Here is a 13650-nt window from a genome sequence, read left to right on the forward strand (position 1 = left end):
GGGCCCCCTCTTAACGCATTCGGTAGAGCAGGGGCCCCCTTTTAACACTCGGTGTTAAGAGGGGGCCCCTCCTTACGTAGCGGGCGGTGGGGTGGGTCAGCGGACGGCGCAACCGCCGGTGGTGGGGGCGGGCGGCACGGCCGGCGCGCCGATCGTGGGCAGGCCCAGCAGCACCCCGGGGGTACGCGGGGCGCGCCCCGCCTCGGCCGCGTCACCGGCCCGGGTGCGCCGGTGCGCCAGCGGCACCCCGTCCGCGTTGAGGTGGTGCGGGGCCGCGTAGGTGACGGCGGTGTGCACGATGTCGCCGGGACGGATCTGCCCGGCTAGCTCGCCGGTCGCGAAGTGCACCAGCCGGCCGTCGCGGGCCCGGCCGGACATCCGGCCGGTGCGCTCGTCCTTGCGGCCCTCGCCGACGGCGACCAGCACCTCGACGGTCTCGCCCACCAGCTTGCGGTTCTCCGCCCAGGTGATCTCCTCGACGCAGGCGACCAGCCGCTCGTAGCGCTCCTGCACGACGGCCTTGGGCAGCTGACCGTCCATGGTGGCCGCCGGGGTGCCGGGGCGCTTCGAGTACTGGAAGGTGAACGCCGAGGAGAACCGCGCTTCCCGGACCACGTCGAGGGTGCGGGCGAAGTCGGCCTCGGTCTCGCCGGGAAAGCCGACGATGATGTCCGTGGTGATCGCCGCGTCCGGCATCGCCGCCCGGACCTTGGAGATGATCCCCAGGTATTTCTCCGACCGGTACGAGCGGCGCATCGCGCGCAGCACGTCGTCGGAGCCGGACTGCAACGGCATGTGCAGCGAGTGGCAGACGTTCGGCGTCTCGGCCATCGCCTCGATCACGTCGTCGGTGAAGTCCTTCGGGTGCGGGCTGGTGAACCGGACCCGCTCCAGCCCGTCGATGTCGCCGCAGGCGCGCAGCAGCTTGCCGAACGCGTACCGGTCGCCGAACTCGACGCCGTAGGAGTTGACGTTCTGCCCGAGCAGGGTCACCTCCAGCACGCCCTCGTCGACCAGCGCGCGCACCTCGGAGAGGACGTCGCCGGGGCGGCGGTCCTTCTCCCTGCCGCGCAGCGACGGCACGATGCAGAACGTGCAGGTGTTGTTGCAGCCGACGGAGATGGAGACCCAGCCGGCGTACGTCGACTCGCGCCGGGTCGGCAGCGTGGAGGGGAAGACCTCCAGCGACTCGAGGATCTCCACCTCGGCGGCGGCGTTGTGCCGCGCCCGGTCCAGCAACGCCGGCAGCGAGCCGATGTTGTGCGTGCCGAACACCACGTCCACCCAGGGCGCCTTACGGACGATCTCGCCGCGGTCCTTCTGGGCGAGACAGCCTCCGACCGCGATCTGCATCCCGGGGTGCTTCGCCTTCACCGGACGCAGATGACCCAGGTTGCCGTAGAGCCGGTTGTCGGCGTTCTCCCGGACCGCGCAGGTGTTGAACACCACCACGTCGGGCTGCTCGCCGACCTCGGGGGCGCGCACGTAACCGGCGTCCTCGAGGAGGCCGGAGATGCGCTCGGAGTCGTGCACGTTCATCTGGCAGCCGTACGTGCGCACCTGGTAGGTGCGCGGGCTGCCCGCGGCTGCGGTAGTCATGACCCGGACAGCGTATCCGGGTGCGCCGGCGGCCGGCGACGGGCGGACCCGGTCAGGCGGCGGCGAGCGCCGGCCCGACCGAGTCGGGCGCCCAGCGGGAGCGGTGGCACCGCGACCAGCCGCGGCAGCGGGGGTCGGCCTCGGTGCAGAGCCGCTGGTCGCTGAGGACCTCGCCGTCGTCGGTCTCGACCACGTCGAAGTGCACCGGGCGGATCGTGCCGTCCGGGGCGACCAGCAGGTGCCGCCCGGCGTCGAGCGTGTCGTCGCGCATCAGGCAGTTGCGGCCCAGCACCCGGGCCAGCGCCGCGATGGCGGGCAGCTCGGGCAGGCGCTCGGGCACGCCGTAACAGTCGACCACGGTGCCGTACGCCCCGGGCGCCTCCCACACGTCGCAGACCACCGCGTACGCGGGGAGCCGGGCCGGGTCGGCGACGGCGAGGGGCATCACCACCCGTCCGAGCGCCTCGGCCATCGCCGGGTAGACCTCCACCGGCGCGCCGCCGTCGATTCTCCAGTTCCACAGCTCGGTCATGCCGCCTCCTCGCTGCGCTCGTCCCACCGGCCTCCGAATCGGGCCTTAATGACGATGGTGGGGGGCATTTGACCTCGACCGGGGGCAAGTTACCGGTCTGTGACCATTCCGGGCAAAATTTCCTTGGGCGACGTTGCCGCGAGTAGCGGGAAGATGACAGTTTATCGGGTATCGTGCCCCGCCGGCGAACGCCACGCGGGGCGTCAGCGCAGCCGGATCAGATGGTCGGAGGCGGGCAGCAGCTCACCGATCACCGTGCCGCCGGGCACCTCACCGGCGACCAGCAGCCCGCCCGACGTCTGCGCGTCGGCCAGCAGCAGCCGCTCGGCCTCGTCGGCGCGGCCGGCGTCCGTCCACGGCGTCACCCACTCCAGGTTGCGCCGGGTGCCGCCGCTGACGTACCCGTCGCGCAGCGCCTCCCGCGCGCCCGGCAGGTACGGCACCGCGGCGGTGTCGATCGCGACCGTGAGCCGGCTGGCCCGGGCCAGCTTGGAGGCGTGCCCGAGCAGGCCGAAGCCGGTCACGTCGGTGCCGCAGCGGATCCCGGCGGCCACCGCGGCGCGGGCGGCGTCCCGGTTGAGCCGGACCATCGACGCGACCGCCTCGCCGAACCGTTCCCCGGTCTGCTTGTGCCGGGTGTTGAGCACGCCGACGCCGAGCGGCTTGGTCAGCGACAGCGGCAGCCCGGCCCGGCCGGCGTCCAGGGTGATCAACTCCTCCGGCCGGACCACCCCGGTGACCGCCAGGCCGTACTTCGGGCCGTCGTCGTCGACGCTGTGCCCGCCGGCCAGGTGACAGCCGGCCTCCCGGGCCACGTCCTGCCCGCCGCGCAGCACCTCGCGGGCCAGCTCCAGCGGCAGCACCTCGCGCGGCCAGCAGAGCAGGTTGAGCGCGACGAGCGGGGTGCCGCCCATCGCGTACACGTCGGAGAGCGCGTTCGCGGCGGCGATGCGACCCCAGTCGTACGCGTCGTCGACGACCGGGGTGAAGAAGTCGGCGGTGGTCACCAGGCCGGTGCGCTCGTCCAGCCGGACCACCGCGGCGTCGTCGCCGTTCTCCAGGCCGACCAGCAGGTCGGCCGTGCCGCCGCTCGGGCCGAGACCGGCGACCATCGCCTCCAGCTCGCCCGGGGGGATCTTGCAGGCGCAACCGCCGCCGCGGGCATGCTCGGTGAGACGGTACGTGTCGGTCATCGCCTCATGATCTCCGCGACCGGACCTCACCGCCACTCGGACGCACCGGTCGGTGACGGAATTCGGACGCGCCGGTACGCCGGTGACCGGTGTTACCGCTCCGTGACCATCTGGGTTGCGTTCCGCCACATCAGGCCGCCTACAGTTGCCCAACCGGGAGGTCGACCGACCCCCGGATCCGGCACGGACGACAGGGACGGTGGACGACGTGACGACGGGCGACCCGCTGATCGTGCTCGACGGGGTCCACAAGTGGTTCGGGCCGCTGCACGTGCTCGACGACGTGTCCCTCTCCGTCGACCGGGGCGAGGTGGTCGTGGTGATCGGCCCGTCCGGTTCCGGCAAGTCGACGCTGTGCCGCGCCATCAACCGGCTGGAGCCGATCAACGAGGGCACCATCACGTTCGACGGGCAGCCGCTGCCGGCCGAGGGCAAGCCCCTGGCCAAGCTGCGCAGCGAGGTCGGCATGGTGTTCCAGTCGTTCAACCTCTTCGCGCACAAGACCATCCTGGAGAACGTCACGCTGGGGCCGGTCAAGGTGCGCAAGGAGAAGCCGGCCGCCGCCCGCGAGCGCGGCCTGGCCCTGCTCGACCGCGTCGGCATCGCCAACCAGGCGGACAAGTACCCGGCGCAGCTCTCCGGCGGCCAGCAGCAGCGGGTGGCGATCGCCCGCGCGCTGGCCATGCAGCCCAAGGCGATGCTCTTCGACGAGCCGACGAGCGCGCTCGACCCGGAGATGGTCGGCGAGGTGCTCGACGTGATGACCGCGCTGGCCCGCGACGGCATGACCATGGTCGTGGTCACGCACGAGATGGGCTTCGCCCGGCACGCGGCCAACCGGGTCGTCTTCATGGCCGACGGCAAGCTGGTCGAGGAGGCCCCGCCGGCCGAGTTCTTCGCGAACCCGCGCACCGACCGGGCCAAGGACTTCCTCTCCAAGATCCTCACGCACTGAGCGTCCGTAGTGGAGCAGTGGAGTCGTCCCCGGCGGCTCCGTCGAATAAGGAGATGAGTATGCGTTTGAAGCGCGTGGCGGCGGTGGCCGCGGCGGCGACCTTGGCTCTCGGCATGAGCGCCTGCGGCGGCGACGGGGACGGCGGCTCCGGCAACGGGGCCAAGGGCATCGTGGGCAAGGCCCAGAGCCAGAAGAAGCTGGTCATCGGCGTGAAGGCCGACCAGCCGGGCCTCGGCATCCAGACCGGCAGCCAGTACGAGGGCTTCGATGTCGAGATCGCCAAGATCGTGGCGAAGGGCCTCGGTGTGGACGCGAACAACATCGAGTGGAAGACCACGGTCTCGGCCAACCGCGAGCCCTTCATCCAGCAGGGCACCGTCGACCTGGTGGTGGCCACCTACACCATCAACGACGAGCGCAAGCAGAAGATCAGCTTCGCCGGGCCGTACTTCATCGCCGGCCAGGACCTGCTGGTCAAGGCCGACTCCACGCTGACCGGTCCGGAGGCGCTGGACGGGAAGACGGTCTGCTCGGTCACCGGCTCGACCCCGGCCAAGCGGATCCAGACCGAGCACCCGAAGGCGAAGCTCCAGCAGTTCGACTCGTACTCGAAGTGCCTGCCGCTGCTGGAGAACGGCAAGATCGACGCGGTGACCACCGACGACATCATCCTCGCCGGCTACGCCGCCCAGTCCCAGTACGCCGGCAAGTTCAAGGTGGTCGGCAAGCCCTTCTCCAGCGAGCCCTACGGCATCGGCCTGAAGAAGGACGACAAGGACGGCTGCGAGAAGATCAACGAGATCCTCAAGACCGCCGCCTCGGACGGCACCTACAAGGCCGCCTGGGACTCGACCCTGGGCAAGAGCGGCAAGGCCGCGCCCGAGCTGGACACCACGAAGCTGACCAACTGCGGCAGCGTCTGACACGTTCCAGGGCCGGCACCCGATGGGTGTCGGCCCTGGTCTGTCACGACGCCGACGACGTGCCCCGGGAGTCGACGCATGCACGTATTCGCTGATCCGACCAACCTCGACGCGTATCTGTCCGGCTTCCTCTGGATCCTGAAGCTGACCGGCGCGTCGGCGGTCCTCGCACTGGTGCTCGGTGTGCTCCTCGCCGCCTTCCGGGTCTCCCCGGTGCCGGTGCTGCGAGGCTTCGGCGCAGCCTGGGTCAACATCTTCCGCAACACGCCGCTGACGCTGATCATCTTCTTCTGCTACTTCGGCCTCTACTCGACGCTGGGCGTGGGCCTCTCCGACGACCTGAACCTGAACAACTTCTGGCTCGGCGTCGTCGGTCTGTCGGTCTACACCGCCGCGTTCGTCTGCGAGGCGATCCGCTCCGGCGTCAACACGGTCCCGGCGGGGCAGGCGGAGGCGGCTCGCGCGATCGGGCTGACCTTCTTCCAGACCCTGCGGATCGTGATCCTGCCGCAGGCCGGGCGGGCCGTGGTCGCGCCGCTGGGCAGCGTTCTCATCGCCCTTTGCAAGAACGCCACGATCGTGGGCACCATCGGCCTGATCGAGGCGTCCAGCGTCATGAAGGACCTCATCAACAGCAACGGTGACGCCGTGATCGCGATCTTCGCCGTCTTCGCCGGCACCTTCGCCGCGCTCCTCATCCCGACCGGCTACTTCTTCGGCTGGCTGGCCAACCGACTGGCGGTGAAGCGCTGATGAGCACCAGCACCGTTCTCTACGACCACCCCGGGCCACGGGCACGCGTCCGCAACGCGGTGCTCAGCGTCGTCTTCGGCGTCGGCCTCGCCGTGCTGCTCTGGTGGGTCTACGCCAAGTTCGACCAGGCCGGGCAGTGGGAGGGGAACCTCTGGGAGCCGTTCACCGAGACGCCCACCTGGACCCAGTTCATCTGGCCGGGCCTGCGGCAGACCCTGCTCGCCGCCGCCACCGGCATGGTGCTGTCGCTGACCTTCGGCATCCTGTTCGCGGTCGGTCGGCTGTCCGACCACTGGTGGATCCGGGTGCCGGCCGGTGCGGTCGTGGAGTTCTTCCGCGCCGTTCCGCTGCTCATCATGATCTTCTTCATCTTCTACGGCGTGCCGTTCCTGATCCAGGGGCCGGTGTCGGCCTTCTGGTCCGTGGTCGTCGGTCTCACCCTCTACAACGGCTCGGTGCTCGCCGAGGCGTTCCGCGCCGGAATCCGCTCGATCCCGGGCGGCCAGGCCGAGGCGGCGTACGCCGTCGGCATGCGCAAGAGCCAGGTGATGCAGTTGATCCTGGTGCCGCAGGCAGCCCGAGCCATGTTGCCCGTGATCGTGAGCCAGCTCGTGGTGCTGCTCAAGGACACCGCGCTCGGCTACATCGTGGCCTTCCCCGAACTGCTTCAGCGGGGCGTCAACGACCTGTCCGCGAACCGCGGGAACGTGGTGGCCGCAGCGATCGTGGTGGCCGCCATCTACATCGTGCTCAACTCGATGTTGACCACACTGGCGAACTGGCTCGACCGGCGTACCCGGCAGCGGAACTTCCGGATCCCCAAGCAGGCCGCGGCACCGGACTCGACGCCGGCTGGCGGCGCCACCGTGGCCGAGCCGCAGGGCTGACCCGACGGACACGCGACGGGCGGGTGGGGTTCTCCCCCACCCGCCCGTCGTCGTTCCGTCAGCGGGCGATCTCGGTGACCCTGGACTCGCGCACCACTGTCACGCGGATCTGACCCGGATAGGTCAGCTCCTCCTCGATCTGCTTCGCCACGTCCCGGGCCAGCACCGCCGCGCCGATGTCGTCCACGTCGTCCGGCTTCACCATCACCCGGATCTCCCGGCCCGCCTGCATGGCGAAGACCTTCTCCACGCCGAGCTTGCCGGCCGCGATCTCCTCGATCCGCTCCAGCCGCTTGACGTACGCCTCCAGGCTCTCCCGCCGGGCCCCCGGCCGCCCGCCCGAGCAGGCGTCCGACGCCTGGGTGAGGACCGCCTCGATGGTCTGCGGCGGCACCTCGTTGTGGTGCGCCTCGATGGCGTGCACCACGTCCTCGGTCTCGCCGTACTTACGGGCGAGGTCGGCGCCGATGATGGCGTGGCTGCCCTCCACCTCGTGGGTGAGCGCCTTGCCGATGTCGTGCAGGAACGCGCAGCGCTTGATGGTCGGCACGTCCAGCCGCAGCTCGGCGGCCATGGTGCCGGCGATGTGCGCGGTCTCGACCAGGTGCTTGAGCACGTTCTGCCCGTACGACGTCCGGTAGCGCAGCCGGCCCAGCAGGGTGACCAGCTCCGGATGGATCTCGGTGATCCCCACCTCGACCAGGGCGTCCTCGGCGGCCCGGTGGCACAGCTCCTCCACCTCGTGGCGGGCCAGGTCGTAGACCTCCTCGATCCGGTGCGGGTGGATCCGCCCGTCCAGCACCAGCTTCTCCAGGGTGAGCCGGCCGACCTCCCGGCGGACCGGGTCGAAGCAGGAGAGCAGCACCGCCTCGGGGGTGTCGTCGATGATCAGGTTGACGCCGGTGACCGACTCGAAGGCGCGGATGTTGCGCCCCTCGCGGCCGATGATCCGGCCCTTCATCTCGTCGCCGGGCAGGTGCAGCACGCTGACCACGCTCTCCGCGGTCTGTTCGCTGGCCACCCGCTGGATGGCGTCCACCACGATGTGCCGGGCCCGCTGCTCGGCGGTGCTCCGCGCGTCGGACTCGATCGCCCGGACCAGCAGCGCGGCCTCCCGCTTGGCCTGCCCCTCGATCGAGTCGACCAGCTCGACGCGGGCGGCGTCGGCGGTCAGCCCGGCCACCCGCTCCAGCTCGCGGCGTCGCTGCTCCTCCACCTCGGTCAGCTCCCGCTCGCGTTCGGCCAGCGCGGCCTCCCGGGCGGCGAGCGCGGCGGTGGCGGCGGTGAGCTGCCGCTCGCGTTCGGCCAGCCGCTCGACCTCCTCGGTGTGCAGCCGCTCCCGCTCGTCCATCCGGGCCGCCCGCCGCTCGACCTCGGCGGCCTGCTCCCGGGTGGTGGCGGCGAGCACCGCCACCTCGCGCTCGCCGCTGCGTCGCGCGGTCGCCCGAAGCTGTTCGGCGTCCGCCTCGGCCTGCTTGTGCGCCCGTTCCAGCACGGTGTCCGCCTCGGCGCGTGCGTCGTCGAGCACCCGCCGCGCCTCGGCCCGGGCGGCCTTCGCCTCGGCCTTCGCGGCGGCCGCCTCGGCACGGGCCGCGGAGGCGGCCGACTTCGCCACGTCGATGGTGCTGTTCACCTCGTCGGCTGCGGTGCGCAGCGCGGCCAGGGACTGCTCCTGCCGGTCCTTCTCCGCGATGAAGGCCGGGTCCTCGGGTGCGGGGGCCAGGCTGAAGCGCTTGAGCGCCCGCACGCCGAACAGCACGGCGCCGATCACCACGGCGACGAGCAGCAGCACCACCACGAGGAGGACGACGTCGAAGGCGCTCATGCCGCCACTCCGCACCGGGAGGTGCCGACGGGCGTCGCCGCACCGGCCGGGGCTGTGCCGCCGCCCGGCGAGGAGCGGCCGGGACCGTGTGGCAGACCGCCGGTGAACCTGTGCCGCCCCGCCATGGCCGCCTCCCCTGAACGTCGCGCCGTAGGACACGCGCGATGGCACGCACCTGCGGCTCTGGACGCCCGACCGGAGCGGCTGGCTGTGGGCAGCTTTCCGTCGGCGGTGCCCCTCGTTGGGCACCGCCAGCGGCCGGTTGCAGTTGTCGGACGCGCCGGACGAGGTCCGGAACGGCCGTCAAGGGCCGGTGAAGCTGGCCAAAGTGATGCTGTTCTGTTACGAGATCTATGTTGTGCGCTTAGCCTGCGCTGGTCGGGCAAAGTGAGCCTGTATGGCGAGGCTAGGTCGCGAGGGGCCGTTCGGTCAAGGAGTCATGATCAAACCACCCGGACGGAGAGAAGTTGTCCCGTCACGGAGAGGTGAGAATATGCCGGACAGGCTCGGACAAACCTCGCCGGCCGTCATCTCCTCGTGACCTTTCCCGCCTGCTCAGGCACCCTGCCACCCACAGGCCCGCCCCGGAGCGGGCCGAACCACACCCCGTGCCACGTAGATCCACTCCGTTTCGCCGAAGTGGCGGCATGCCACGGCTCTCGACCCCACCACCCCCCGACCTGGTGTCGATCAAGGTGCCGGAGCCACCGCACCGACCCCGCTCCCGACGCGCCCGGCCGGGCTCGGTCAGCGGGCGCCCAAGGCTCGGTCAGCGGGCGCCCAGGGCGCGGGCGGCCGCCACCAGGGCGGCGTTGTCCGGCGCGGTGGTGCCGTCGGGCAGCAGGAGCGTGTCCTCAAGGCCGATCCGGGTGGCCAGGCCACGGCGGACCGCCTCGCCGAGCACCGGCCAGGTCGCCGGGCCCTCGCCGTGTAGCAGCACCGGCGGGCACCGGTCGGGCAGCGCGGCGAGGATCGCGGCCGCGTCGGCGAGCGCCACCTCGACCGACTCGGCCATGCACTCGACGAGGACCCGGCCGGTGGGTGTCGGCCAGCGGCGCCACGCGTCGACCGCCGCCTGCGTCCAGAGGCCGGCCTCGACCATGACCCCGCGCTCGTGCAGAGCGGCGGCGACCGCCACCGCGCCGGGTTCGTGGGCGTTGACGGAGGCGAAGTCGGGCAGCACCGTCCAGGCACGGACGGCGGCCACCCGCTCGGCCGGGTCGGGGATGATCCACGCGCCGGTGCTCACACCGACCGGCAGGCCGGGACGGGTGGCCCGGACGGCGCCGACCGCCGCCGCGATCACGCTCGGATCGAGCGACTCGGCGCCGTCGTCGTCGCGCGGGTGCACGTGCACCGCCGCCACCCCGGCCCTCGCGCAACGAGCGGCGTCGGCCGCCAACTCGGCCGCGGTGAGCGGCACGGCCGGATGCTCGTCCGGTCGCCGCCCACCGTTCAGGCACGCCTTCACCATCGGGTGCACCCCTCCTCGACGACAGCGGCGGGCCGGGTCAGTCGTGCCGGCGGGCGTCGAGATCGTTCTCGGCGTCGGCCAGGGCGTCGGCGTCGATGTGCTCGGCGAACTCGGCCGCCTCGGCGCTCTGCGCGGCGAGCGCGTCCTTGACCGCGCGGATCGCCACGCCGGCCGGATAGCCCTTACGCGCCAGCATGCCGACCAGGCGCCGGAACACCGCGTCGGGCTCGCCGCGGGCGGTGCGCAGCTTCCGGTCCACCAGGGCCCGGGCCGTCTCGGCCTCGGTCTCCTCGTCGAGCCCGTCCAGGGCGGCGCCGGCCACCTCGCCGTCGACGCCCTTCTGGCGCAGCTCGTTGGCGAGCGCCCGACGGGCCAGCCCGCGGCCGTTGTGCCGGCTGCTCACCCAGGCCTGGGCGAACGCGGCGTCGTCGACGATGCCGACCTCGTCGTAGCGGTCGAGCACCTGCTCGGCGACCTCCTCGGAGATGCCCCGCCGAGCCAGTGCACCGGCCAGCTCGGCCCTGGTGCGCGGCCGGGTGGCGAGCTGCCGCAGGCAGATCTCCCGGGCCAGCTCGGCCTCGTCGCGCGGCGGAGCCGGAGCCTCCCCTGGATCGGGCTCCGCCGCGCGACCGCGGCGCCCACGGCGGGGCTGGGGCGCGCCGGTGGCGTCACCCGCACGGGGTGGGCCGGCATCCCAGCCACGCCCCGTACGGGCCCGTCGTCCTGCCACGGATCAGCGGATCAGAAGTCGACCGGCGGCAACTCCGGGCCGCCGGCGGCGTCGCCCGCGCCAGCGGTGCCGACGCCGAGCTTCTCCAGGATCTTCTTCTCGACCTCGGCCGCCACGTCGGGGTTCTCGCGGAGGAACTCGCGAGCCTTCTCCTTGCCCTGGCCGAGCTGGTCGCCGTCGTAGGTGTACCAGGCGCCGGACTTGCGGATGATCGCCTGCTCCACGCCCACGTCGATCAGGGAGCCCTCGCGGGAGATGCCCTTGCCGTACATGATGTCGAACTCGGCCTGCTTGAACGGCGCCGCGACCTTGTTCTTCACGACCTTGACCCGGGTGCGGTTGCCGACCACGTCGGTGCCGTCCTTCAGGCTCTCGATGCGGCGCACGTCGAGCCGGACCGAGGCGTAGAACTTCAGCGCCCGGCCACCGGTCGTGGTCTCCGGGCTGCCGAACATCACGCCGATCTTCTCGCGGAGCTGGTTGATGAAGATCGCGGTGGTGCCGGTGTTGTTGAGGATGCCGGTGATCTTCCGCAGCGCCTGGCTCATCAGCCGGGCCTGGAGGCCGACGTGGCTGTCGCCCATCTCGCCCTCGATCTCGGCGCGCGGCACCAGGGCGGCGACCGAGTCGATCACGATGATGTCGATCGCGCCGGAGCGCACCAGCATGTCGGTGATCTCCAGCGCCTGCTCGCCGGTGTCCGGCTGGGAGACCAGCAGGGCGTCGGTGTCGACACCGAGCGCCTTCGCGTACTCCGGGTCGAGCGCGTGCTCGGCGTCGATGAACGCGGCGATGCCGCCCGCCCGCTGGGCGTTGGCCACCGCGTGCAGGGCGACAGTGGTCTTACCGCTGGACTCCGGACCGTAGATCTCGACGACCCTGCCGCGGGGCAGACCGCCCACGCCGAGCGCCACGTCGAGCGCGATGGAGCCGGTCGGCGTGACCGCCGTCTGGATGACGGGCCGCTCCCCCAGCCGCATCACCGAACCCTTGCCGAACTGCTTGTCGATCTGAGCGAGAGCAAGGTCGAGTGCCTTCTCCCGGTCAGGACCTGCCGCCATCGTTGCCACCCCTGCCTTCGCCGGCGTCTTTCCTGAGCTTCGCGTCACGCGGGACACGCTAGGCGCTGGGTCCGACAGAAAACCAGCCGACGGGCCGCGAGCTGTGGACGAGCACCCCGCTGTGGACAATAGCCGAACAGGTGTACGACTGGGCAAGCGACACGCGGAACCAACGAAAAGGCTGCTCAGCGTAGTCGAGCGGGCACCCGGTCGGGATACGCGGCGACCACCGCACGCCACACCACGTGCGTTTCCTCACCGGCCGCGAGCGCCTGCTCGACGGTCCGCCCGCCGAGTTGGGAGAGCACCTGGTCGCTGGCGATGCTGGCCGCGTAGCCCGGCCCGAACGCCTCCTCCAGCCGCGTCCAGAAGTCGGTCAGCCGCACGTGTTCAGTCCTCCTCGTCATGTCTGTCCGCACCGGACCCGCCGCCCGCGCCGGGGTGCCGCAGCGCGAGCGCGACCAGCGGAACCACCGCGATCGCCGCCAGCAGGGTGAGCGTCGGGTACCCCACGGCCCCCATGACGAACCCGCTCACCGCCGCCGCGCCCGCCCCGGCCAGCCCCATGAGCAGGTCGGACAGGCCCTGCACGCCGGGCCGGTCGGCGGTGGGCACCGACTCCGACAGCAGCGTCGAGCCCGCCACCATGGTGCCCGACCAACCCAGGCCGAGCAGTGCCAGCCCCACCGAGAGCGCCGGGGTGCGGTGCCCGGCGGCGCCGGCGACCGCGCACGCGGCCAGCAGCAGCGCCACCCCGCCGAGGATCACCGGCCGCCGGCCCACCCGGTCGGTGAGCCAGCCCACCACCGGCGAGAACGCGTACATGCCGGCGATGTGCAGGCTGAGCACGATGCCGACCACGCGCAGCAGGTCCGCGTCGGAGTGCCACTCGTCGAGGTGCACCGGGGTCATCGACATCACCGCGACCATCACCAGGTGCCCCACCGCGACCGCGGCGATGCCGAGCCGGGCGGCCGGCCGGCGGCGTACCGTGCGCCACGCGGCGGCCATGCCACCGCGGCGGGTGACCGGCCGGGCGGCGTCCGCGGCGGGCTCGGCCGCCGCCAGCCGGCGGGCGGTGAGCAGCGGGTCCGGCCGCAGCAGGGCCAGGAGTACGCCGGCGGCCAGCGTGAATGCGACGGCGCTGACCAGGAACGGACCGGCCAGCAGCGGCAGGCCCCAGCCGTGGGTGACGTCGTCGGCGAGCGCGGCGAAGTTCGGCGCGGCCACCGAGCCGATGGTGGTGGCCCAGACCACCAGCGACAGCTGCCGGCCCCGGCGCGCCGGCTCGGCCAGGTCGACGGCCGTGTAGCGGGCCTGGAGGTTGGCCGCGGTGCCGCCGCCGAACAACAGCATGCCGACGAAGAGCAGCGGCACCACACCGCTCACCACGGCGACCACCACCAGCGCGCCGCCGACCGCGCCGACCAGGTAGGCCAGGACCAGACCGGGTCGGCGCCCGCGCGCCGCCATCAGCCGGGTCACCGGTACGGCGAGCAGCGCCGCGCCGACCACGCCGGCGCTCTGCGCCAACCCGGCCAGGGCGGTGCCGGCGACCCGGGCGGCGAGCAGCGCGCCGACCGAGATGCCGATGGCGACGCCGACACCGCCGACGATCTGGGTGAGGAAGAGCAGCCGGAGGGTACGCCGCTGGATGCCGGCGACGTCGGACTGCCGGGGCGGGGCCGGCGCGGTCAGATCGGTGGCCATGACGCTCC

General features: G+C 72.2%; 13 protein-coding genes. 4 read left to right on the forward strand and 9 right to left on the reverse strand.

What is annotated here, in order from left to right:
* Window positions 1-96: 96 nt before the first annotated feature.
* The 3 genes from miaB to selD form a co-directional block, all read right to left on the reverse strand.
* Entirely contained in the window at window positions 97-1599 is a 1503-nt protein-coding gene (gene miaB, locus O7598_RS21760) for a tRNA (N6-isopentenyl adenosine(37)-C2)-methylthiotransferase MiaB (protein ID WP_269693152.1), read from the reverse strand.
* A 52-nt stretch (window positions 1600-1651) separates the two neighbouring features.
* Window positions 1652-2131, reverse strand: coding sequence for a hypothetical protein (locus O7598_RS21765; RefSeq protein WP_091072495.1), 480 nt, complete (start codon window positions 2129-2131; stop codon window positions 1652-1654).
* Window positions 2132-2334: 203 nt separating this feature from the next.
* Entirely contained in the window at window positions 2335-3324 is a 990-nt protein-coding gene (selD, locus tag O7598_RS21770; protein WP_269693153.1) for a selenide, water dikinase SelD, read from the reverse strand.
* Between the two features lie 199 nt (window positions 3325-3523).
* On the opposite strand from selD, the gene O7598_RS21775 reads away from it, so the two are divergent.
* The 4 genes from O7598_RS21775 to O7598_RS21790 all read left to right on the forward strand — a co-directional run bounded on the left by O7598_RS21775 (window position 3524) and on the right by O7598_RS21790 (window position 6842).
* Window positions 3524-4279 carry an amino acid ABC transporter ATP-binding protein gene (locus O7598_RS21775; RefSeq protein WP_269693154.1) on the forward strand — a complete coding sequence of 252 codons (756 nt, stop codon included), beginning with the start codon at window positions 3524-3526 and terminating at the stop codon, window positions 4277-4279.
* Window positions 4280-4338: 59 nt separating this feature from the next.
* On the forward strand, window positions 4339-5202 hold the full coding sequence (locus O7598_RS21780; protein ID WP_269693155.1) for a glutamate ABC transporter substrate-binding protein: 864 nt from the start codon (window positions 4339-4341) through the stop codon (window positions 5200-5202).
* Between the two features lie 78 nt (window positions 5203-5280).
* Entirely contained in the window at window positions 5281-5955 is a 675-nt protein-coding gene (locus tag O7598_RS21785) for an amino acid ABC transporter permease (protein WP_269693156.1), read from the forward strand.
* Window positions 5955-6842, forward strand: a complete 888-nt coding sequence (locus O7598_RS21790; RefSeq protein ID WP_269693157.1) for an amino acid ABC transporter permease — start codon at window positions 5955-5957, stop codon at window positions 6840-6842. Before O7598_RS21785 ends, O7598_RS21790 begins: the two co-directional genes overlap by 1 nt.
* Before the next feature lie 58 nt (window positions 6843-6900).
* Here O7598_RS21790 and rny read toward each other — a convergent pair whose 3' ends face one another.
* The 6 genes from rny to O7598_RS21820 form a co-directional block, all read right to left on the reverse strand.
* Window positions 6901-8667: a ribonuclease Y gene (rny, locus tag O7598_RS21795; RefSeq protein ID WP_269693158.1), complete on the reverse strand. Its 1767-nt coding sequence runs from the start codon at window positions 8665-8667 to the stop codon at window positions 6901-6903.
* A 769-nt stretch (window positions 8668-9436) separates the two neighbouring features.
* Complete coding sequence (locus O7598_RS21800; protein WP_269693159.1) at window positions 9437-10141, reverse strand: 3-keto-5-aminohexanoate cleavage protein; 705 nt, start codon at window positions 10139-10141, stop codon at window positions 9437-9439.
* 37 nt (window positions 10142-10178) lie between these two features.
* Entirely contained in the window at window positions 10179-10871 is a 693-nt protein-coding gene (locus O7598_RS21805) for a regulatory protein RecX (protein WP_269693160.1), read from the reverse strand.
* 11 nt (window positions 10872-10882) lie between these two features.
* A complete protein-coding gene (gene recA, locus O7598_RS21810; RefSeq protein ID WP_269693161.1) occupies window positions 10883-11932 on the reverse strand; it encodes a recombinase RecA in 1050 nt (349 codons plus the stop codon).
* A 185-nt stretch (window positions 11933-12117) separates the two neighbouring features.
* Window positions 12118-12318 carry a DUF3046 domain-containing protein gene (locus O7598_RS21815; protein WP_018785963.1) on the reverse strand — a complete coding sequence of 67 codons (201 nt, stop codon included), beginning with the start codon at window positions 12316-12318 and terminating at the stop codon, window positions 12118-12120.
* Window positions 12319-12322: 4 nt separating this feature from the next.
* Window positions 12323-13642, reverse strand: coding sequence for an MFS transporter (locus O7598_RS21820; RefSeq protein ID WP_269693162.1), 1320 nt, complete (start codon window positions 13640-13642; stop codon window positions 12323-12325).
* Window positions 13643-13650: the final 8 nt, after the last annotated feature.

Source organism: Micromonospora sp. WMMC241 (genome assembly GCF_027460165.1).
GTDB classification, from domain to species: domain Bacteria; phylum Actinomycetota; class Actinomycetes; order Mycobacteriales; family Micromonosporaceae; genus Micromonospora; species Micromonospora humi.

Bases quoted from the DNA above. Each gene is read 5' to 3' on its own strand.
- miaB (WP_269693152.1), bottom strand. From the start codon at position 1,599: ATGACTACCGCAGCCGCGGGCAGCCCGCGCACCTACCAGGTGCGCACG.
- O7598_RS21785 (WP_269693156.1), top strand. From the start codon at position 5,281: ATGCACGTATTCGCTGATCCGACCAACCTCGACGCGTATCTGTCCGGC.
- O7598_RS21800 (WP_269693159.1), bottom strand. From the start codon at position 10,141: ATGGTGAAGGCGTGCCTGAACGGTGGGCGGCGACCGGACGAGCATCCG.
- O7598_RS21820 (WP_269693162.1), bottom strand. From the start codon at position 13,642: ATGGCCACCGATCTGACCGCGCCGGCCCCGCCCCGGCAGTCCGACGTC.
- rny (WP_269693158.1), bottom strand. From the start codon at position 8,667: ATGAGCGCCTTCGACGTCGTCCTCCTCGTGGTGGTGCTGCTGCTCGTC.
- recA (WP_269693161.1), bottom strand. From the start codon at position 11,932: ATGGCGGCAGGTCCTGACCGGGAGAAGGCACTCGACCTTGCTCTCGCT.
- O7598_RS21790 (WP_269693157.1), top strand. From the start codon at position 5,955: ATGAGCACCAGCACCGTTCTCTACGACCACCCCGGGCCACGGGCACGC.
- O7598_RS21765 (WP_091072495.1), bottom strand. From the start codon at position 2,131: ATGACCGAGCTGTGGAACTGGAGAATCGACGGCGGCGCGCCGGTGGAG.
- O7598_RS21780 (WP_269693155.1), top strand. From the start codon at position 4,339: ATGCGTTTGAAGCGCGTGGCGGCGGTGGCCGCGGCGGCGACCTTGGCT.
- selD (WP_269693153.1), bottom strand. From the start codon at position 3,324: ATGACCGACACGTACCGTCTCACCGAGCATGCCCGCGGCGGCGGTTGC.